The sequence below is a fragment of the Bordetella holmesii genome (assembly GCF_020735985.1).
Taxonomy (GTDB): domain Bacteria; phylum Pseudomonadota; class Gammaproteobacteria; order Burkholderiales; family Burkholderiaceae_B; genus Bordetella; species Bordetella holmesii.
On sequence record NZ_CP085973.1, the window covers coordinates 3,362,506 to 3,384,069 of the forward strand.

Annotated in this window: 13 protein-coding genes and 3 pseudogenes; 6 read left to right on the plus strand and 10 right to left on the minus strand. The window is 63.6% G+C overall.

Translation table 11 applies throughout. The annotated features are described in order from the left end of the window. Positions 1-25 precede the first annotated feature (25 nt). Complete coding sequence (gene gluQRS, locus LK440_RS16185; RefSeq protein ID WP_017685390.1) at positions 26-901, plus strand: tRNA glutamyl-Q(34) synthetase GluQRS; 876 nt, start codon at positions 26-28, stop codon at positions 899-901. Here gluQRS and LK440_RS16190 read toward each other — a convergent pair. The 4 genes and pseudogenes from LK440_RS16190 to LK440_RS16205 all read right to left on the minus strand — a co-directional run. Then, positions 898-2,831: pseudogene (locus LK440_RS16190) on the minus strand (GDYXXLXY domain-containing protein); the annotation flags it as partial. The gene gluQRS and the pseudogene LK440_RS16190 overlap by 4 nt on opposite strands. Then, positions 2,828-3,779, minus strand: a pseudogene (locus LK440_RS16195) (IS481-like element IS481 family transposase). The pseudogenes LK440_RS16190 and LK440_RS16195, both read right to left, overlap by 4 nt. Positions 3,780-3,860: 81 nt before the next feature. Then, the gene (locus LK440_RS16200; RefSeq protein ID WP_005017414.1) at positions 3,861-4,928 is read right to left on the minus strand and encodes a glycosyltransferase; all 1,068 of its coding nucleotides are present in this window, start codon (positions 4,926-4,928) and stop codon (positions 3,861-3,863) included. Beyond that, positions 4,918-5,964 (minus strand): glycosyltransferase family protein, encoded by a 1,047-nt coding sequence (locus tag LK440_RS16205; protein WP_005020301.1) that lies wholly within the window; start codon positions 5,962-5,964, stop codon positions 4,918-4,920. Before LK440_RS16205 ends, LK440_RS16200 begins: the two co-directional genes overlap by 11 nt. 111 nt (positions 5,965-6,075) lie before the next feature. Here LK440_RS16205 and asnB point away from each other — a divergent pair, with 111 nt between their 5' ends. After that, positions 6,076-7,731 carry an asparagine synthase (glutamine-hydrolyzing) gene (gene asnB, locus LK440_RS16210; RefSeq protein WP_005017410.1) on the plus strand — a complete coding sequence of 552 codons (1,656 nt, stop codon included), beginning with the start codon at positions 6,076-6,078 and terminating at the stop codon, positions 7,729-7,731. 13 nt (positions 7,732-7,744) lie between these two features. On the opposite strand, the pseudogene LK440_RS16215 reads toward asnB, so the two are convergent. From LK440_RS16215 to LK440_RS16225, 3 genes and pseudogenes are all read right to left on the minus strand, one after another. Further along, positions 7,745-8,598: pseudogene (locus LK440_RS16215) on the minus strand (IS3 family transposase). A 594-nt stretch (positions 8,599-9,192) separates the two neighbouring features. Continuing rightward, a complete protein-coding gene (gene ssb / locus LK440_RS16220; protein WP_005017406.1) occupies positions 9,193-9,705 on the minus strand; it encodes a single-stranded DNA-binding protein in 513 nt (170 codons plus the stop codon). Positions 9,706-9,936: 231 nt separating this feature from the next. Continuing rightward, entirely contained in the window at positions 9,937-11,121 is a 1,185-nt protein-coding gene (locus tag LK440_RS16225; protein WP_005017404.1) for an MFS transporter, read from the minus strand. A gap of 175 nt (positions 11,122-11,296) precedes the next feature. Here LK440_RS16225 and uvrA point away from each other — a divergent pair, with 175 nt between their 5' ends. From uvrA to LK440_RS16240, 3 genes are all read left to right on the plus strand, one after another. After that, positions 11,297-14,044 carry an excinuclease ABC subunit UvrA gene (gene uvrA, locus LK440_RS16230; RefSeq protein ID WP_005017401.1) on the plus strand — a complete coding sequence of 916 codons (2,748 nt, stop codon included), beginning with the start codon at positions 11,297-11,299 and terminating at the stop codon, positions 14,042-14,044. A gap of 42 nt (positions 14,045-14,086) precedes the next feature. Beyond that, positions 14,087-14,746 carry a glutathione S-transferase family protein gene (locus LK440_RS16235; RefSeq protein ID WP_005017399.1) on the plus strand — a complete coding sequence of 220 codons (660 nt, stop codon included), beginning with the start codon at positions 14,087-14,089 and terminating at the stop codon, positions 14,744-14,746. 115 nt (positions 14,747-14,861) lie between these two features. After that, positions 14,862-15,941, plus strand: coding sequence for a helix-turn-helix transcriptional regulator (locus tag LK440_RS16240; RefSeq protein WP_005017396.1), 1,080 nt, complete (start codon positions 14,862-14,864; stop codon positions 15,939-15,941). 157 nt (positions 15,942-16,098) lie between these two features. Here LK440_RS16240 and LK440_RS16245 read toward each other — a convergent pair whose 3' ends face one another. The 3 genes from LK440_RS16245 to LK440_RS16255 are packed head-to-tail and all read right to left on the minus strand — an operon-like array spanning position 16,099 to position 18,972. Beyond that, positions 16,099-17,226 (minus strand): deoxyguanosinetriphosphate triphosphohydrolase, encoded by a 1,128-nt coding sequence (locus LK440_RS16245; protein WP_005017394.1) that lies wholly within the window; start codon positions 17,224-17,226, stop codon positions 16,099-16,101. A 31-nt stretch (positions 17,227-17,257) separates the two neighbouring features. Then, positions 17,258-18,340: a 3-dehydroquinate synthase gene (gene aroB, locus LK440_RS16250; protein WP_005017391.1), complete on the minus strand. Its 1,083-nt coding sequence runs from the start codon at positions 18,338-18,340 to the stop codon at positions 17,258-17,260. Next, entirely contained in the window at positions 18,337-18,972 is a 636-nt protein-coding gene (locus LK440_RS16255) for a shikimate kinase (protein ID WP_005017386.1), read from the minus strand. The genes aroB and LK440_RS16255 overlap by 4 nt, the downstream gene beginning before the upstream one ends. A 113-nt stretch (positions 18,973-19,085) precedes the next feature. Between LK440_RS16255 and LK440_RS16260 the strand changes: the two genes are divergently transcribed. Then, entirely contained in the window at positions 19,086-21,533 is a 2,448-nt protein-coding gene (locus LK440_RS16260; RefSeq protein WP_025341285.1) for a penicillin-binding protein 1A, read from the plus strand. Positions 21,534-21,564: the final 31 nt, after the last annotated feature.

The following is a 21,564-nucleotide window of genomic DNA, read 5'->3' on the forward strand; positions in this document are numbered from 1 at the left end:
CCCCTGATGCATTCAATGTCCTATCGTGAGCTATATCGGTCGATTCGCCCCGAGCCCGAGCGGGCCTTTGCATGCCGGCTCGCTGGTCGCCGCGCTGGCAAGCTGGCTGGATGCCCGCGCCCATCAGGGCCGGTGGCTGCTGCGCATCGAAGACGTCGACAAGCCGCGTGCCATCCCCGGGGCCGACGCGATCATCATGCAACAGCTGCGCGACCTGGGCCTGCACTGGCAAGGTGAGGTGCTATGGCAATCCCGTCGCGATACGGTCTATCAAGCCGCCTTTGACTGCCTGCGGCGGGCCGGGCAGGTCTACGGCTGCGGCTGCACCCGCCGCGAAATTGCCGATTCGGCGCTGCGCGGCGCCGCCGGCGTCGATGGTGAACGCCCCTATCCCGGCACCTGCCGTCATGGCCTGGCGCCGGGCAGACAAGCCAGGGCATGGCGTTTGCGCGTGCCCGCCGGTGTCGAACACTTCGAGGACCGCTGGCTGGGGCCACAATCTCAGGATGTCGCCCTGGCTGTGGGCGACTTCGTCCTCAAGCGCGCCGACGGCCTGTGGGCCTATCAACTCGCTGTCGTCGTCGACGACGGCCAGCAGGGGGTAACCGACATCGTGCGTGGCGCAGACCTGCTGGGTTCGACAGCGCGCCAAAGACTGCTGGCGCGGCTTCTGGGACTGCCTGCGCCCCGAGTCATGCATCTGCCCTTGGTCATCGATCCGCAAAGCGGCCTGAAACTGTCGAAACAGAACCACGCTCCCGCACTGGACACCCGCGACGCCCTGGGCTGCCTGACGCGCGCCTGGCGGGAGCTGGGATTTGATCCCCTGCCTGCGCGCGATCGCGATGACTTTCTGGCGCGCGCCACCGGGGCCTGGGGCGCGCGCTTTGGCCGCACCTAGAGCGGCTGCAGGTCTTCATCCAGCATGCGCACCAGCAGCCCGGTGCCACGGCCATCGAGCCTGACCTCGCCATAGCGCGCCTGCTCATAGCGCGCGGCCTCGCCCTCGGGGAAGAAATACGCATTGGTCACGATGCGCACACCATTGGGCCGCACACGATACTGCAGTGCCATTTCCGGTGCCGCGTGCGGATCCACCTTGGGCTGAATGCGCAGCGGCTGAGCCACGCCGCGGGCATCGGGCGACAGGATCACATAACCGTCGTCCGTCGCCCCCTCATCGGCCTGATGCAGCTTGGAAACCGCCGTGGCGGCAGCAAAGCGCAGGGCCATGTAATCGCCCTGCATCAACGAGCGCGGATCCACGGGCGCCAGTTCCAGAATGGCCACCTCGCCGTGGGCGAGCAATTGCTCGCGCTGATAGATGGTGACATTGCACACCCCCAGCACCAGCACCAGCCCGGCAACCACCACGGCCGCCCGGCGGCGCGTGGACGGCGGAGCCTGTCTGACCGACACACGCCGGCCGCCGTCCGTGCGCATGAAGCGCGGCACCAGCCAGACCAGGATGCGCAGCAAAAACAGCAAGACGGCAGCGCCGGTCAGCCACACCGCCTTTTGCAGCAGCGGCACTTCCATCTGGTAGTAGTACAGCATCAGGTAGGCCAGCAGGCTGAGCACCCCAAAACCGGTCAGGCGCGGCTTGTTCAGACCGAAGCCCAACAGAATCCAGGTCAGTGCGAAGGCAATACCGGGGCTGGGCAGCCAGAACAGCGCCAGCAGCAGCAGGGCCACGGGCGTAATGAGCACCAGTGACAGCGTCAGCACATGGCGGCGGGGCCAAAGCAGCCAGAGCGCCACGATGGCCGGCAACAGCGCGCCGGCGATGTTCAGAAGAGCCGTCAGGCGGTGCAGTTTCCAGAGTGCGGGCAACTAGTCTACCCCCACACCACCGGCCATCCACACCATCGCCTGCACCGCCACGACGAAAGCCCAGGCCAGCGGCTCGAGAAAATGCGGCTGAGCGCGCGTCAGATGCCGGTCGGCGCAAAACGCCAGCGTGGCCAACCAGGCACCCAGCACGGCGACCGGCAGCCAGAGAAAGGTGGCGCGCATCGCATCGAGTGCCAGCCACAGGTGCAGCACGTCATTGCTGCCCATATCCGGCTGCAAGGCCTGCCACACCAGGCCCGTCATGCCAACGGCAATCAACCCGCCGCTCAGAAAGCGCAACAGAACATCGGGAGCAAGAACATAGATGGCCGCAGCCAGCAGCACGATGAAGAGGCTGGCGCTGGCAATCGAGTCATTGCCCACGAAACTGAAGACCACCAGCAACTGCCCGGCAAAAGCCATGGCAATGGCACATTGCCGCCAAAAGGGCCCGGAAGAGGCGCGCAGTACCGCCACGCCGGCCGCACACAACGCCAGACCGCATAGCACTGCGCCCTGATCGCTGTTGACCACACGGGAAAAAACAGGAAGACCAGCAGCAGCAGCGTGGCCAGCCACGCGCTCAGACCCAGCAGACCCTGGACATACCAAGGGGCGGTGGCGGCGTGATGCGCGGCCGTATCGTCGGCCAGTTCGATGACCGGCGCATCCGCATCGGCCGGGTCGACGCTCAGGCCGGCAGACATGCCCGCCGGCTCGGCATCGGCGGCCACAGTCGCCGCGCGCGCTCCTTGCGAGGACACGCGCTGCTCACCCAGCCGGCGCAACCAGCGTGCCGCCCACACCGCCTCGGCCATGAGCAGCGCGGCCAGGGGCAGGGCGGCCCAGACCCCAGGCTCGAGCTGCATCAGCCATTCACCGGCCAGGCGCAGCGACACACAAATCACGCCGGCAGACAGCATGGCCAAAATGACGAGATCGCGCCTGGCTCGCTGATAGAAGTAGCCCAGCCCCAGCGTGACGGCCACCCAGGCTAGTTGTGAACTGTCAATAGGTTGTATTCGTCCAGGTTGAGTCTGGAGATGGGTACAGCGCGCCCGATGCCTTGGTGGGGTCGATGCCAGTTGTAGTGGTGTAGCCAGGATTTCATGGCATCGGCTCGGTGTTGGGAGTTCTGGTAGGTGTGAGCGTAAGCCCACTCACGCAAGGCCGACTGGATGAAGCGTTCGGCCTTGCCATTGGTCTGTGGGCGGTAAGGTCGGGTAAAGCGGTGCTTGATGCCCAGCTCATGGCACAGCGCGGCGAAGGCGCGGCTGCGAAAGGCCGAGCCATTGTCGGTGAGCAAGCGCTGGATGGTCACGCCCAGGCGCTGGTAGTAGGCCACTGCGTCCTTGAGGAACTGGACGGCGCTGGGGAAGCGCTCGTCGGGGTGGATGTCGGTGAAGGCCACGCGGGCGTGGTCATCGATGGCCACGAAGACGAAGTCCCAGCCGGGCCCCCTCAACGGTATCGCGTCGGTTGCCCGTGACCCGGTGGCCAGGGCGCTGGATACGTCCCAGCTTCTTGATGTCGATGTGCAGCAGATCGCCGGGGGCCTGATGCTCGTAGCGCACCACCGGCTCGGCCGGCTCCAGGTCGGCCAGGTGCGACAGACCGGCGCGGGCCAGGACGCGGCTGACGGTGCTGGCTGACACGCCCAGCGCCTGGGCGATGCGCGCTTGGGTCAGCCGCTTGCGGCGCAGCTCCACGATAGCCAGCGCCTTGGCCGGCGCAATCGCTCGGGGCGAGACCGTCGGGCGCGAGGACGCATCGGCCAAACCCGCCTGGCCCTGAGCCAGGAAGCGGCCCAGCCATTTGCGCACAGTCGGCGCGGTGACCCCATAGGCGCGGGCCGCTTCAGGCACACAAACTTGATGGGCGATCAATTGCTGGACCATTTCGAGGCGACGTAGGAAGGTCAATCGGGCATGCTTATGGGTGTTCATCCGGCCGGGCTCCTTGAGTGAACTGGGGGGTTGGCGATTTCCAGTTTCTCAAATCCGGTTCGGATGAACCATGCATACAACCTATTGAATCTTCACACCTAGCCCACCACCATGCGCCAGCATTTCCGGCACCCCGCCGACGGCAGTAGCGATCACCGGAATGCCGAAAGCCATCGCCTCCATGATGGACACGGGCTGGCCCTCCGATAGGCTCATATTCAGAAAAAAACTTATCGGTGTCTGCGCATACTGGCAGCGAATGTCCTCATTATTCGTCTCGCCCGCAAACACCATGGTCAAATTGTCCGGCGCAGAAAACGCCGCCGGCAGTAATGCCTGCTCGCGCGTCGCGCCATAATGGGTCCAACGCACCCGAGCTTGCGACAGGCGGCGCGCCAGGGCTGCGGCCACTCCAGCGACGAGATCCAGACGCTTGACTACCGCCGGATAGGAACAGGACACCAGATGGATCTCGCCGGCCGGCGGCGCCGGATTCCTGCAGCTACCGATCTCGACGCCCAGGGGCAGCACGACCGTCATTGAGCAGACCCCTGGATACCGCCTCTCGAGATAGGCGCGCGCATCTTCCGACAACAAGACCACCACGTCCATCAGCGGCAAGGTCGAGCCTCGGTAGGGAATGTAGCCCTGGTTGTTCGCGCGCTCTTCATAAAGATCGTAGCCATGGGCACGTGTGACGCGCAGTAGCCCAGTTTGCCCCAGCAAGCTGCCGCCCGTCGCCTCGCCCTTGAACCAGTAGGTGTAGATGAGATCGAACTGCTGCAAGCGGCCAGCCATGCGCAGCATCGCGGCGGCCCGCAGGCTTTCCTTGAGGAAATGCCGCCAATGGGCCACGCGCCCATGCCGCATGCAACGGCGGGCCTCGGCCCAGAACAGCCGCGTCCTCAGCGCGCGGGCAAAGGTCAAGGGCAACTGCCACGGCCGGTGCAAGCGCGCCAACCCTTGCTCGACACGCACCTGGGCCGGTAGCGATGGATCCGCCTGCCGCAAGGGCCGCAGCGGCATCAGTGTCACCTCGTGACCATAGGCTATCAAAGCCTTGAGCTCCGGCAGAATAAAACCGCGCTCACGCGCGCCTGCGTGCGGATAACCATTGGTGATCAGGGCGATACGCTTTCTAGCGGACATGCCGGCGCACCTGTTCAAAAAACGCCAGCCTCTCGACCTCTTTGACAGCGTAATCCAGACGGCGCCGGGCATCCGCGCGATCCAGGATTCGACCCTGCCAGTGCAGCACGAAATCCCTCATGGCCTGCACCGCGTCTTCCACTTTGCTTTCCGTGTTGCCTATGTCCAACCAATAAGGCGCTCCCCGCAGATCGGCGTCTTCATAGCCGGCGATGACGGGCAGGCCATACGCCAGATATTCCCGCGTCTTCAAAGGCGCGGCTTGCCGCATCCCCTTACGGAGCAAGGCCAGCGTACCTAAGGCCACGTCGGTCTGCGCATAACGCTGCGCCAGCGCCTCCCCGTACAATCCGCCATGGAAATGCACATTAGCCGGGCCTGACTGCGCCAGGCCCGGAACCACCAGATGGAAATCGAACTCCGGCAGCAGGACCGCCATGCGAATCACCTTGTCGACGCCGTGCCAATCCTGCCCGGGCGAGCCGACCAGCAGCAACTGCGGTCGCTGATTGGACGGTGGCGTACGCGGCACCACCCGGCCGAAGTCATAACCATTGCTGATCACCGTGCGCAGCGCGTGACCGACGGCCGGCACATCATCGACAAGCTCCTGGGTCACAGCGACGAGACCCGACGCTGCGCGCGGAAACCGCTTGCGGCTCATGCATTCAATCAGATACTTGGTCGGCGCGCTGCGCCGGTACTCGTTGCGCGCGATCGAGTTGTACTCAATGACTAGCGGCGCGACACTGATGGCCCTTATCGCCCCCGGCCACCACAGCATCTGACGCAAATAGACGATATCGGGCTGCCATTGAGACAAGGCCTTCCCTATCGAACGGCCCGATAGCGCCGCAGCCAATATCGGCGGACGCACCCCACTGCTCAAAATACGGCTGACATTCGGTGAGTCGACGCTTTCGGCAGGGGCCAGCACAAAATGCTGGACATGGTGGCCAAGCCGCCGCCACGCATCGGCCTGCGCGGCGATTTTCTTGGCCACGCCGGACCGGTCGCCCGGAATCTCAAACGTCAAATAGGCAATTCTCATCGCGGCGTGAGGGGGGACGACGGCATTCGACGCCATGATACCATCGGGCGCCGTGGGCCCGTGCCCCCCTGAACCGCCTGGCAACCCCGATCAAAAATGTGTGGAATCCTTGGCAGCTGGCAATTCGATGCCCAAGCCCGCGGCGATGCCGAAGACGCGCTGGCACGCGCGCTGCCGCTCATCCGGCACCGGGGTCCGGACGATATCGGCACCGCGACCATACCCACCGCGGCCGGCCGCCTGCTGTTCGGCCACACCCGGCTTGCCATCATCGACCTGAGCGCCGCCGGCCATCAGCCCATGATCCGCGGACCGCTCAGCGTGATCCTCAATGGCGAAATCTATAACTATCGCGAGCTGCGCCAGGAGCTGCGCGGGCTGGGCCACAGCTTCAGCACCGACACGGACACCGAAGTCCTGCTGGCCGCCTGGAAGCAATGGCAGCAGGCCGCTCTGCGCCGCTTCACGGGCATGTTCGCCTTCGCGCTGCACGACGCGCGCGACGACAGCCTGACACTGGCCCGCGACGCCTTCGGCATCAAGCCGCTCTACTACAGCCTGGATGGGCGTCGGCTGCTATTCGGCTCCGAAATCGCCCCCTTGCGTGCCCTCGATCCCGGCCTGCTCCGCCTGGACTGGCAGCGCGCCTGCGACTATCTGTCATACGGCCGCTACGACTGCGATGAGCGCACCTTCATCCAGGGCATCTCGCAGATCGAACCGGGCTGCCTGATCCGCTATCACACACAGGACGGCGTCCAGCCCGCGCGCTGGTGGACGCCGGGCACGACCGCCACATGGCGCGGCAGCTTCGCCGACGCCGCGGCCGAATTTCGCGAGCGCTTTCTCGACAGCGTCCGCCTGCATCTGCGCAGCGACGTCCCGGTTGGCGCGGCGCTGTCCGGCGGCCTGGACTCGGCGTCGATCACCTGCGCGATGCGCCACCTCGAACCCGACATACCGCTGCATACCTTCAGCTATATCGCCGGGGGCCCGCAGTCCGAAGCGAAATGGGCGCAGCTGGTCAACCAGCACTGCGCCGCCCAGGCCCATGAGGTGCGCGTCGACACGGCCGACCTCGAACGCGACCTGGACGCGCTCATCGCGGCTCAGGGCGAACCCTTCGGCAGCACCAGCATCTACGCGCAGTACCGCGTCTTCCAGTTGGCGCGCGAACACGGCATCGTGGTCACCCTGGAAGGCCAGGGCGCCGACGAACTGCTGGCGGGCTACAGCGGCTATCCCGTCGAAAGACTCAGCAGCCTGCTCGAAAGCGGCCATCCCCTGCAGGCGCTGGCCTATGCGGGCCGGCAGGCCCGCCTGGGACGCCAGCCCCTGCGCTTACTGATGCAAAGCCTGGCGACCGTCTCAGGCAAATGGGGGCACGAAGCGCTGCGGCGGCGCGCCGCGCGCTGGCCCGCCTGGATTCGCGGGAGGTTGCTGGCCGAAGCCGGCATCCAGGCTCGCCCCCTGCTGCCGAGCCAACGTCAGGGCCCACGCGGCCGGCGCCTAATGCAGGCCCAGGCGCGCGCCCTGGCCGGCGACGGGCTGGGAGCCCTACTGCGGCATGGCGACCGCAATGCCATGCACTTCAGCATCGAAAGTCGCGTGCCCTTTCTGACACCCGACCTAGCAGATTTCCTCCTGTCCCTACCGGAGCACTATCTGGTATCTGCCCGGGGACAAACCAAGACGCTGCTACGCGAAGCAATGCGCGGCATTGTTCCCCAGGCCATTCTGGAGCGACATTGACCTGCCCCCAGATTTAGTACGGCACCGACATAGAGCCCAGGGGTAAAAGACCTTCTTTCTGATGAGCCTGCACGAATTGCGCCGGCGTTAAATATCCGAGCGCGCTGTGAGGCCGATCGGTGTTGTACTCGACTCGCCAGTTTTCGATCAAGCTTTTAGCCTGTCGCAGGGACAAGAACCAGTGCTCGTTAAGGCATTCGTCGCGGAACTTGCCGTTGAAACTTTCGATATAAGCGTTCTCCACCGGCTTACCCGGCCGAATAAACGACAGCTTTACGCCTGCTTGGTAGGCCCAGGCGTCCAAGGCTCTTCCGGCGAACTCTGGCCCGTTGTCCACGGTAATAGATCGCGGCAGGCCACGCATCTCCGCCAGCCGTTGCAGCACCATGGCAACACGCAGTCCCGGCAACGACGTATCGACCTCGATGGCCAGGCATTCGTGAGTGTAGTCATCGACGATAGTCAAACAGCGGAATCGGCGGCCATAGGCTAGGCCGTCGGCCACAAAGTCCATTGACCAACTCTGATTCGGCGCGATTGCCGCTGGGCGAACCACGCGCTCGGTCATTAATGTCCTGACCGCCTCGCGTTTGGCCTGCGGGCTGACTACTTTCGGCTTAGCAGATCCTGAAGCGCCGCCTTGTCCAGCATCGACTCGGCCAACAGCTTCTTGAGCTTGTTGTTCTCCTGCTCCAGCTCCTTGAGCCTCTGAGCGTCCGACACCGTCATGCCACCGAACTTCGCCTTCCAGTTGTAGTACGTTGCCTCGGAGATTCCGTGCTTGCGGCACAACTCTGCGGGCTTGGCACCTGCATCGGCTTCCTTGAGCACGCCGATGATTTGCTCTTCCGTAAATCGTTTCTTCATTGCCATTCCTTTGGGAACGGACTCTACATCGATTTCGTACTAATCACGGGGAGCAGGTCAAAACGATGAAATCCACTGCGGTGGCGTATCGCACTGCGGCCCAAGCTGGACCGACAATGGACCTATCCGCCTGCGGCTGCTTTGGGGCCCGGCATTCGTCCGCCAGCGCCACCAGCTCCTCGATGGAAAGGAATGTCTGCGACGCTGTCCGAGCCGCCACGTCGATGCTACGAGAAGACAGGAAGTGCAGAACAAGTCCTAGTGCATCTAGGCGCTTTCTGACGCTGTTTCGCCTAAGGCCTCGAGCACGCAATCTTGTTAGCGTGTATTGGAGAACATCCTGCACAGGTAGGCCAAGGGGCCCACCGTCGACCAAGAGGGGAAGACGTTCGCCGCTTTCCAGGCGAACCTCGCGAATTGAGAATGAATTCACTTCATGCTCCATCGAGTAACGATGAGCATTCTTTACTGCCGGGGAAGTTCCGGCTAGTAATAGCGACGCAGCAAAAAAGAGGGCCCTGTAAATTCTTATCTAACCTATTGATTAGAAATGAATTTCAGGACCCCTTTTTACATTTCGGGGAAAAATTCCGGTTAAAAAGGAATATCGTCGTCCATATCGGCCAGATTGGCCGCGCCGCCGCCCATGGGCGCGGCTGCGGCCGGCGCCTGGCGCTGAGCCGGTGCCGGGCGTTGCGCAGGCGCACGTTGCTGGCGCGGCGCCTCGTCGTAACCACCACCGCCGCCGAAACCGCCGCCTTCGGCACCATCACGCCCGCCCAGCATCTGCATCTGGTCAGCGACGATTTCGGTGCTGTAGCGGTCAGCGCCGGTGTCCTTGTCCTGCCACTTGCGGGTCTTCAGGCGGCCTTCGATATAAACCGAACGGCCTTTCTTCAGGTACTCGCCAGCGATTTCCGCCAGGCGGTTGTACATGACGACGCGATGCCATTCGGTTTCTTCGCGGCGCTCGCCGGAGGCCTTGTCTTTCCACTGCGACGTGGTAGCCAGAGAAAGATTGCAGATTGCCGCGCCGTCCGGGCTATAGCGGACCTCGGGGTCGCGCCCCAGGTTGCCGACGAGAATGACTTTGTTGACCGATGCCATGGCGATGCCCCTCTGTTGTGGTCTGCCGGGCGGACCCCGAAGGGCAAACGCCAGCAGCACCCAACGTAAAACCTGTTCAAAATGAAGGCCTTAATGAACACGCCGGTCTTATGCGAAGACCGGCGTGTTCGGCGGACCAAGCGGTCCGGTTAAGGCCTGGAATAAGCGCCATTATCGACGATATCGTCAGGCTGCGCCATGCCGGACTGTGACCAAGGGTGGCGCACCTGGCTAGCGCAGCGGTTTCATCGCCCATGCCGCGGCCAACCAAAGCAGGGACAGAGCGGCTGCCGCCAGGAACACCCCATCAGGCCCGGTCCGCGACGCCAGCCACCCGCCCAGCGCGCCGCCCGTGAAAAGGCCAGCGGCCTGGGCGGTGTTGTAAAAGCCCAGGGCCAGACCCTTGTACTCCTGGGGCGCCACCCGCGACACCAGCGACGGCTGCAGCGCCTCCAGAACATTGAAGGCAATGAAGAATCCAGTCAGGGCAATGGCCAGCGGCAAGAAGGCCTGCGCGGCCAGGGGCAACAACGCACAGACAACGGCCAGCCCTGCCACGCTGGCGCGCAATGCCGCTCGGTGCGCCCGGTGCTTCTCGGCCACGAAGATGACAGGCACCATGCACACGAAAGACACCAGGATGACCGGCAGATACACATGCCAGAGCGATCGCAGGTCCAGGCCTCCGGTGCGGGCCAGCAAAGCCGGCACCACCACGAACAAGGCCACCTGGATCAGATGCAGGACGAAAACGCCAAAGTTCAGCCGCAACAGCTCGCCGTGCAGCAGCACCTCTTTGGCGCGTACCCGCCGCATGCTGCGCGCCTGGGTCAACGGCACGACGGGCACCACCCAGCGTGCTACGGCCAGGCTGGCCAGCCCCAGACAGGCGATGGTCCAGAACAGACCATGCAACCCCCACCAGCCGACCAGCACCGGCGCCAACACCAGCGACAGGGCAAAGGACAGCCCGATGGAGGCACCGACCATGGCCATGGCCCGCGTACGGACCTCATCGCGTGTCGCGTCGGCCAGCCAGGCGGTCACCGCGGCCGAAATGGCGCCCGCGCCCTGAATGGCACGGCCCATGGTGACCCAGAAGACGTCGTCGGCGCGCGCACAGACCACGCTGCCGGCGATAAAGAGAATCAGGCCGACCACGACTACCGGCCGACGCCCCCAGCGGTCCGATGCCAGGCCGAAGGGGATCTGCATGATGGCCTGAGTCAGGCCGTACATGCCCAACGCCAGGCCGACGCGGGCGGGATCTTCGCCGCCGGGCAAGCCGCGCGCAGCAACGGCGAACACCGGCAAGAGCAGGAACAGACCCAGCATGCGACAGGCGAACAACCCGGCCAGCGCCACGCTGGCGCGGCGCTCGGACGAGGTCAGTCTCAGCTTCTGGTGTTGCGCCATGTATCTCTTTCTTGTCTGTATATGCGCCTGCCGCGCCGGTGGAAAGGTCGCCGGCCGCCTGACAGCACTCTGAGGGCGCCATCACTGCGAAGGGCTCGGCGCGCTATAGTACCAAGTTGGCCTTTGAAACTGCTTAAACCCAGCCCGCCTGCGGGCAGGCAAGGAAGGACACGGAATGGACGAAATACGCATTCGCGGTGCCCGCACGCACAATCTCAAGAATGTTTCACTGGATCTGCCGCGCCACCGTCTGGTGGTGATCACCGGCCTGTCCGGGTCGGGCAAGTCGTCGTTGGCCTTCGATACGCTTTATGCCGAAGGCCAGCGGCGCTATGTCGAAAGCCTGTCGGCCTATGCCCGGCAGTTCCTGCAGTTGATGGACAAACCGGACGTGGACCTGATCGAGGGTCTGTCCCCAGCCATCTCCATCGAGCAGAAGGCCGCGGGCCACAACCCGCGCTCCACGGTCGGCACCATCACCGAGATCCATGACTATCTGTGCCTGCTCTACGCCCGGGTAGGCACCCCCTATTGCCCGGATCATGGCCTGCCCCTGCAAGCGCAAAGTGTCAGCCAGATGGTCGACGCGGTGCTCGCCTGGCCTGCCGATACCCGGCTGGCCATTCTTGCCCCCATCGCCCGGGCCCGCAAAGGCAGTTTCGAGGACGAGTGCGCTAGCCTCCAGGCTCAGGGCCTTGTGCGCCTGCGCGTTGACGGCAAACTCGTCGAAATCGACCAGATGGCGCCGCTGAAGAAAACCGAGAAGCACGATATCGATGTCGTGATCGATCGGCTGCGAGCCCGGCCAGAAAGCAAGCAGAGGCTTGCCGAAAGCTTCGAGACCGCCTTGCAGCTGGCCGATGGGCGCGCCATTGCGCTGGACATGGACAGCACGCGTGAGCACGTATTCTCCAGCCGCTACGCCTGCCCTGTCTGTAGCCACAGCCTGCCGGAACTCAGCCTGGCGGCCGGAGCCATCCGCGGTTGGGACAAACGCAATGCCTTCACGCACTCGCTGCTGACCAGCTTGGCCACGCATTACGAGTTCGATATCGAAACACCTTTCGAAGAGCTCAGCGACGAGATACGCGACAAAGTGCTCTATGGCTCGGGCGACGAAGAAATCGCCTTCTTCTACCTTAATGAAAAAGGCCGCAGCAGCGTCAAGCGGCATCCCTTCGAAGGGGTGATCCCCAACCTCGAACGGCGCTGGCGCGAGACCGATTCGGCCACCGTGCGCGAAGAGCTGGGCAAGTACCGCAACATCAAGACCTGCCCGGATTGCGGCGGATCGCGATTGCGGCCCGAGGCTCGCCACGTGCTGATCGGCGACGAACCCGGCCAGGGCCAGGAGCGCGGCCGGGCCATCTACGAAGTGGAGGCCATGCCGCTGTCGGCCTGCCTGGCCTGGTTTCAAATGCTCAAACTGACCGGTGCCAAACAGGAGATCGCGCAACGTATCGTGCGCGAGATCGAAGCGCGGCTGAGCTTTCTGAACAACGTCGGCCTGACCTACCTGTCGCTGGACCGCAGCGCCGACACGATTTCGGGCGGCGAGGCACAACGCATCCGCCTGGCCAGCCAAATCGGTTCCGGCCTGACTGGCGTCATGTACGTGCTGGACGAACCCTCCATCGGCCTGCATCAACGCGATAACGATCGCCTGATCTCCACCCTGCAGCACCTGCGCGACCTGGGCAACAGCGTCATCGTGGTCGAGCACGATGAAGACATGATCCGCCTGGCCGATTGGGTGGTGGACATGGGGCCGGGTGCCGGCGAGCACGGCGGCCAGGTCGTCGCGCAGGGACGCCCCGAAACCGTCGAGGCCGATCCAGCCTCGCTGACAGGCCAGTACCTCAGCGGTGCGCGCGAAATTGCCATCCCGCAAAGACGGCCCGTCACCGACGATCTGCCCTGGCTGGAACTGACTGGCGCCACGGGCAACAACCTCAAGTCGGTCGACCTGCGCCTGCCTGCCGGCCGCCTGGTCTGCGTGACCGGCGTCTCCGGCTCGGGCAAGTCGACCCTGATCAATGACACGCTGGCCGTGGCGGTGGCGCGCGCGCTTAATCACGCGCAAGGCGATGCCGCGCCCTACGCGACGCTGACCGGCCTGGAGCATTTCGATAAAACCATCAGCGTCGATCAAAGTCCGATCGGCCGCACGCCACGCAGCAACCCGGCCACCTATACCGGGCTGTTCACACCGATTCGCGAGTTGTTCGCCGGCGTGCCGGAAGCACGCACGCGCGGCTACGACCCCGGCCGCTTCAGCTTCAACGTCAAGGGCGGACGCTGCGAAGCCTGCCAGGGCGATGGCGTGGTCAAGGTGGAAATGCATTTTCTGCCCGATATATACGTGCCTTGCGACGTCTGCCACGGCAAGCGTTACAACCGCGAAACACTGGAGATCCGCTACCGCGGTCGCAATATCAGCCAAGTGCTGGACCTGACCGTCGAGCAGGCGCTGGAGTATTTCGATTCCGTCCCCGCGATCGCGCGCAAGCTGCAGACCTTGATTGATGTCGGCCTGTCGTACATCCGGCTAGGGCAATCGGCAACCACGCTGTCGGGTGGCGAAGCGCAACGGGTCAAACTGTCGCTGGAACTGTCGCGGCGCAGTACGGGCCGCACGCTCTACATCCTGGATGAACCCACCACCGGCCTGCATTTCCGCGATATCGAAATGCTGCTCGAAGTCCTCAATCAACTGGTCGACAGCGGCAACACGGTGCTGATCATCGAGCACAACCTCGATGTCATCAAAACTGCCGACTGGCTTATCGACATGGGTCCGGAAGGCGGCGACGGTGGCGGCAGGGTGATGGCGCAGGGCACGCCCGAAACGGTTGCCGAGGCTGCGCAAAGCCATACCGGCCACTATCTGGCCCGGGTTTTGCAGCGCAACAAAAACCGCTAGACTGCCTGCAGCGCCTGACGGCAAGCCGAGACCGACATCCCCATGTACACCTTGCTGATAGGCAATAAAAACTACTCATCGTGGTCGCTGCGCGCCTGGCTGGCGTTGCGCGCGGCCGGCGTGCCTTTCCGCGAACAGAAACTGGGGCTTTTCACGGAAGCCTTCGATCAACGCCTGGGGGGCGTCACGCCTGCCGGCCTGGTTCCGGTGCTGCTCGATGGTGACTTCGCCATCTGGGATTCTCTGGCCATCTGCGAGTACGCCGCCGAGCGCCATCCGGAGCTGCATCTGTGGCCTGCTCCGGTACGCGCCCGCGCCAGAGCGCGAGCCCTGGCCGCTCAGATGCACAGCGGCTTTGGCGAACTGCGCCGGCTGCTGCCCATGAACATCGAAGCCCGCCTGCCGGGCATCGACATCGGCCCGGCCCAGCAAGATATCTCGCGCGTGCAGGCCATCTGGCAGGACACCCTGGCCGAGTATGGCCATGGCGGCCCCTTCCTGTTTGGCCGCTTCAGCATCGCCGATGCGTTCTACGCCCCCGTGGTCTCCCGTTTCACGACCTACGGGGTGCCAGCCGCCGGTCCGGTGCGCGCCTACATGGATGCCGTGCAGGCCCTGCCCGCCATGCGCGAATGGACGCGCGATGCGCTGGCCGAAGCGACGTTCGTGCCCGAAGACGAACCCTATCGCCAACAGCGTTGAGCGCGGTCATGCCCTAAGCACAAACCCAGTTACATCTGGAACTGAAATCGGGTATGGTGAGCAGGAATAAAGAGGTTGCCAAAACGGCCTCTAGGCTCATTACCCAAGCAGCATCATGGACGCGGACCACGAATTACGCATCGCCAGCGCCCTGTACGCTGGGATTACCGATACGGACCAATGGCGTCAGGCTCTGATCCTGGCCGCCCGTGCCGTGGGCACCGACCGTTGCACCGTGCTGGCACGCAACGTCGACACCGAATCCATCCTGGTGATCGACAACGCCGGGCTGTCGGCCGCCGCGCTTGACGAATACGAACGCCATTACTACCAGATGGACAGCTTCATGGAGGCGGCGCGCAACGTACCCACCGGCGGCTGCCTGCGCGACGACGAGGCGTTCGGCCCCGGCGGAATACGCCGCTCGGAGTTCTACAACGATTTCCTGTATCGCCACGACATCGGGTCACTGATGCTCACCCAGGCGGTACGCACCCCTGATATCGAATGGACGGTGGCGTTTCAGCGCAGCCCGGGCCACACGCATTTCGAGCACCAGCATGCAAACGCCCTGGGACGTCTGGTGCCGCATCTGCAAAAAGCCTTGCAGCTGCGTTTGCGCCTGCGCGAGCTGGAGCGTCGTGCCAGCCTGGGCGAGGCGGCGCTGGACACCTTTGGCACGCCCCTGCTCTTCATCGCTCCGTCTGGCCGCCTCTTGATGGCCAATCTGGCTGGCGAAGCTTGGTATTCGCGCCACGGCAAGCAACTCGAACACACCGCGCAATGGTCGCGCGTCCTGGCTGCGGCAACCGGCAGCATCGGACCGGCGGTGGCCGAAGGCATGCGCCTGCCCGGCGGCGGCCATATCGTCGCCTTGCCAGCTCCACAGGCGTATCGCAACAGTGACGTTCAAGGTCCCGGCCTGGCATTGGTGATGGTCCACACGCACCTCAATCCTTCGCCACCAGCCCGCAGCATGCTCAAGTCCCTCTTTGGCCTGAGTGCGGCCGAATCCCGTCTGCTCGAAGTCCTGATGGCCGGCGCCACCTTGTCACAGGCCGCGCAGCAACTGGGCCTTTCCGTCGAAACCGTCCGCACCCAAAGCAAGGCCGTGTTGCAAAAAACAGGTACACAACGTCAGGCAGGCCTGATGCGCCTGGTCAGCGCACTGCAAAGCCCCATGCCGGCGCACTAGGCAGCCATTGCAGCCGCGCAAGAAAAAACCCGCCAACTCTGATGCGACGGTTGCCCCGAATCGCATCACAATGGGCGGGAAAAGCACGGCGAATGTGCACCGCCATACTAGAGGGGCTGCCACCCTGGCCGCATCCCCCAATTGGGGGAAAAAACCCTTAACTCATATCGAATATCCGCCTATGTTCGCTGATGGCGTAACGATCCGTCATGCCAGCGATATAGTCGGCAATAGTTCGTGCCTGTTCGCGCTCGTTCTCGCGCCGATAATCCGGCGGCAGTAGCCGCGGGTCGCCCAGAAACGCCTCGAACAGCTCCCGCACGATGCGGCGGGCCTTGGACGTCATGCGCACCACTTTATAGTGACGGTACAGGTTGTCGAACAAGAACTTCTTCAGTGCATCGGCCTCGCGGCGCAGAGGATCTGAAAATCCTGCCAGCGGGGCCGCAGCGCGCACGTCGTCAGCGGTGGCTGGTGCGACATCCCGAATGCGCGCCAGCGACGTGGCGGTCAGGTCCATGATGAGGGTGTTGATCATGCGGCGGATCGTCTCGGCCGTGGCGCGCCGCGGTGCCAGACCGGGGTAGCGGTCGCGCACCTGGGCATAGTGGCGGGCAAAGAAATCCACTTCACCCATCTGCTCCAGCGTCAGCAGACCGGAACGCAGCCCGTCATCGATGTCATGATTGTTGTAGGCGATCTCATCGGCCAGATTGGCCAGTTGTGCTTCCAGCGAAGGCTGCGTGCGCGTCAGAAAGCGCTGGCCCACCGCCCCCAATTGGCGCGCATGCGCTACCGAACAATGTTTCAGAATGCCTTCACGCGTCTCGAAGCACAGATTCAGCCCATTGAAGTCGGCGTAGCGCTCCTCGAGTTCATCGACGACGCGCAGACTTTGCAGGTTGTGCTCAAAGCCGCCGGCCTGCGGCGCCAGTTCGCGCATGCAGGCATTGAGTTCATCCTGCCCGGCGTGACCAAACGGAGTATGGCCCAGATCATGGGCCAGAGAAATCGCCTCGGTGAGATCTTCCGACACCCGCAGGCTGCGCGCCAGGGTGCGAGCGATCTGCGCGACCTCCAGGCTGTGCGTGAGCCGGGTGCGAAACAGATCGCCCTCATGATTGACGAAGACCTGCGTCTTGTACTCCAGGCGGCGGAAGGCATTGCAATGGATGATGCGGTCGCGGTCGCGCTGGAATTCGCTGCGGTTCTGTGCGGCCGGCTCATGGTGCTGCCTGCCGCGCGTCAGGGCCGGATCAGATGCGTAAGAAGCCAATTCACTCATTTGCACTGCCGTCCTGTCCCTGACGTTACGTTTAGGCGGTCTGAACCGTTCTATCCAGCGCCGTGCGGATAGCCGCTTCAGGCGCGGTCCGCATACCCGCCTGACCAATATGGGGCATCAGCACAAAGCGTATTTCGCCGGCCTCGGATTTTTTGTCCACCATCATGAGCGAAATCCAGCGCTCGAAACCCAGATCGGGAGCAGCCACCGGACAGCCAATGGCCTGCACCAGCGCCCGCACGCGCCGCACATCATCGGCCGCAAACCCCTCGACCTGCGCGGACAGTTCCGCGGCCTGCACCATGCCGCAACCCACGGCCTCGCCATGCAGCCATTGCCCATAGCCCAGCCCGGACTCGATCGCATGGCCAAAGGTGTGGCCCAGATTAAGAATCGCGCGCAAGCCCGACTCTCTTTCGTCCTTACCCACGACCTGCGCCTTGAGCTCGCAGGAACGGCGAATGGCATAGGCCAGCGCTTCGGGCTGCAAGGCGCGCAAGTCTTCGACATGCGTCTCGCACCACCGCCAGAACTCCGCGTCCAGTATCAGTCCGTACTTGATCACTTCGGCCAGCCCGGCGGAGACCTCGCGCGCCGGCAACGTGGCCAGGACATCAGTATCGATTTCGACGGCCACGGGCTGGTAGAAGGCACCGATCATGTTCTTGCCCAGGGGGTGGTTGACCGCCGTCTTGCCACCCACGGACGAGTCGACCTGCGCCAGGAGCGTGGTGGGCACTTGCACGAAACGCACCCCCCGCATGTAGACCGCCGCGGCAAAACCGGTCATGTCGCCGATCACCCCACCGCCCAGCGCCACCAGGACAGCACGCCTGTCCAAGCGGTGCTCGAGCATGGCGTCAAAAATCAGATTCAGCGTCTGCCAGTCTTTGTGGACCTCGCCGTCGGGCAGTTCAATGCGCAACACCTTGCAGCCGCTACGCGCCAGCGCGGCTTCGGCCCGTTCTCCGTACAGCGCGGCCACGGTCGGATTAGTGACGATGGCAATCGCCGTGGCGTCGGCGGGAATGCTTTCATCCAGACGGTCCAGACGGCCCGCAGCAATGCGGATAGGGTAGCGCCCGCCCGGGGTATCGACCTCGACAACATTCATAGTTTTTTCTCGTACGCTTGCAGCTTGGGCAGGATGGCCTTGACCAGGGAAGCGATAGGCGTGGAGCCCGTCTCTATCACCAGATCGGCCACTTCGGTATACAGGGGCTCGCGCCTGATCATCAGATCGCGCAACGTGCCACGCGGATCCGCAGTCGCCAGCAACGGGCGGTTGCGATCACGGCAGGTCCGGCGATAGAGCTCGTCGACACTGGCGCGCAGATACATGACAATGCCGCGTTGGCGCAGAAGACGACGATTATCCTCGGCCAGCACGGCGCCGCCGCCCGTAGCGAGAATTATCGCGCGGCGTTGAGTACACTCTTGCAGTGCGGAGGATTCACGCTTGCGAAAACCGGCCTCGCCCTCTATCTCGAAAATAACGGGCACGCGCACACCGCAACGCGCTTCCAGCTCATGATCCAGATCGATAAACTCGCGCCCAAGCGCCCGGGCAAGGCCGCGCCCGATGGTAGTCTTGCCTGCACCCATCATGCCGACCAGAAAAATCGGCAGATCGTGCGGCAATTGCGCCAGGGGTTCAATGCATTCGCCGGCAGCTGCCTCCGGGGCAGCCGATGGATCAGGCGGCTCCTCGTCGGGGCCGGCGCACAGGTCAGCGGAAAGATTCATGGCGGCATTATCCCATTGCTGCAAGTTGCCCGCTTACCACAAAGATTTATTTTGTTACACCGCCTCCGGACTCACCTCGGAAGGCATACAGAGATCACCGTAAAATCGCCGCGATGAGCAAGCGTCCGAATTCTTCCAAGCAGGATCAGCCCGCCCCCGGCGGCTCGATGTTTTTGCGATTTCTGATCAAGACCGGCATATTTTTTGGCGGTCTGGCCCTGTGTGGCCTGGTATTGGGCGGCATGGCGCTAGCGCTGGCCTGGCCCAATCTGCCCGATCTGCACGCGATGACCGACTACCGTCCTCGCGTACCTTTACGCGTCTACACGGCCGACAAGGTGATGATCGGAGAGTTCGGCGAAGAACGCCGCAATGTGCTGCGTTTCAACGAGATCCCGGATGTCATGAAGTCGGCCGTGCTGGCCGCCGAAGACGACCGTTTCTATCAGCATGGCGGGATCGACTGGACCGGCGTGGTGCGCGCCGGGCTGACCAATCTCATCAATATGTCCAAGACGCAGGGCGCCAGCACCATCACCATGCAGGTCGCGCGCAATTTTTATCTGTCGTCCGAAAAGACCTATTCACGCAAGTTCTATGAGCTGCTGCTCACCTTCAAGATCGAGTCCGAACTCACCAAGGACCAGATTCTCGAGCTCTACATGAACCAGATTTATCTGGGTCATCGTGCCTACGGTTTTGCCGCCGCCTCGCGCACCTATTTTGGTAAACCGCTGTCGCAGGTCACGCCCGCCGAAGCCGCCATGCTGGCGGGCATTCCCAAGGCACCGTCACGCTTCAACCCGATTTCCAATCGCCCGCGCGCCGAGCTGCGTCAGCGCTATGTCCTGGGCCGCATGTATTCGCTGGGTTATCTCACCGAGCCCGAATACAAGGCCGCGCTGGCGCAACCCATCATCATGAAATCGGCCGAAGGCACCCCGGCCGGCGGCTATGCCGTGCATGGCGAATACGTGGCCGAGCTGGCGCGCCAATTGGTCTACGGCGTCTACCAGGACGACGCGTATTCGCGCGGCATCAACGTCTATACAACCGTCTCGTCCAAGGACCAGGAAGCGGCCTACCGCGCCGTGCGCGAAGGTGTGCTGGAATACACCCGGCGCGCGCCTTATCCCGGCCCGGAGGATCAGCTCGAGCTGCCGGCGGGAGTCGAGAAAGACGCGCAAGCGCTGGACGACTTCCTCGATGGCGTATTCGACAAATACTCCGACAGCGGCGACCTGATGACGGCGGTGGTGCTTTCCGCCTCGCCCAACGAAATCAAGCTGGCGCGCAGTTCGCGCGAGATCATCTCCATTACCGACAAGAAAGCCCTCGGCGTGGTCGCTCGCGCATTGAACGACAAGGCCAAACCCGAGCAGCGCTTGCAACGCGGCTCCGTGGTCTACATCCACAAGTATGGCGATGACGGCAATTGGGAAGTCATCAACATGCCCGCCGTGCAGGCGGCCTTCGTCGCGCTGTCCCCTCAGGATGGTGCGATCCGCGCCATGGTTGGCGGCTTTGATTTCTATCGCGGCAACTTCAACCGCGTCACCCAGGCCTGGCGCCAACCCGGCTCAAATATCAAGCCCTTCATCTACGCCGCCTCGCTGGAGCGCGGCCTGACCCCGGGCACGCAGATTTCCGATCAGCCTTTTGAACTCTCGGCAGCCCAGACCGGCTCGAAAGCCTGGCATCCCAAGAACTACGGCAATCAGTACGAGCCCATGCTGACCATGCGTCAGGGCCTCTACAAGTCCAAAAACATGGTGTCCATTCGCATACTGCAGGCCATCGGGCCTCAGTACGCCCAGGACTATCTGACACGTTTTGGCTTTGACAAAGCGCGTCAACCCGCCGTCTTGCCCCTGGCACTGGGCGCTGGGTCGGTCACACCGCTGCAACTGGCCGGGGCCTATTCCGTCTTCGCCAATGGCGGCTATCGCGTAACACCCTATCTGATCAATCAGGTCACCGACAGCAGCGGCAAAGTGCTCATGCAAGCCCGTCCTGTCATCGCCGGCGACGAAGCCGCACGCGCCATCGATCCTCGCACGGCCTGGGTGATGGACGACATGCTGCGCGGCGTGGCGACCAGTGGCACTGCCGCGCGTGCTCGTGCCACCCTCAAGCGCAACGATCTGGCGGGCAAGACCGGCACCACCAACGAATCCGTCGACGCCTGGTTCTCCGGCTATACGCCCAATCTGGTGGCCACGGCCTGGCTGGGCTTTGACCAACCCAAGTCCCTGGGTTCGCGCGAAACCGGCGGCGGGGTAGCCATGCCGATCTGGCTCGATTACATGCAGGAAGCCCTCAAAGGCACACCTGAAGGCAAGCAACGGCCCAAGCCCGATGGCCTGCTGGCTGAAAACGGCGATTTCTACTTTGCGGAATTCCCGCCCGGGCAGGCGGTGGCCCGCCTGGGACTGACGCAACCGGGTGAGGATGCGCTGGGCGACTTCCTCAATGGGCTGGGCGACAACCAGAATGTGCGGACCGCTCCGGGCTTTGGCACCAACTCGCAAAAGCCCTGGTCGCAAAACATCCAGTTCTGAAGCATGTGGCCGGGGCTCCTGCGGGAGCGAC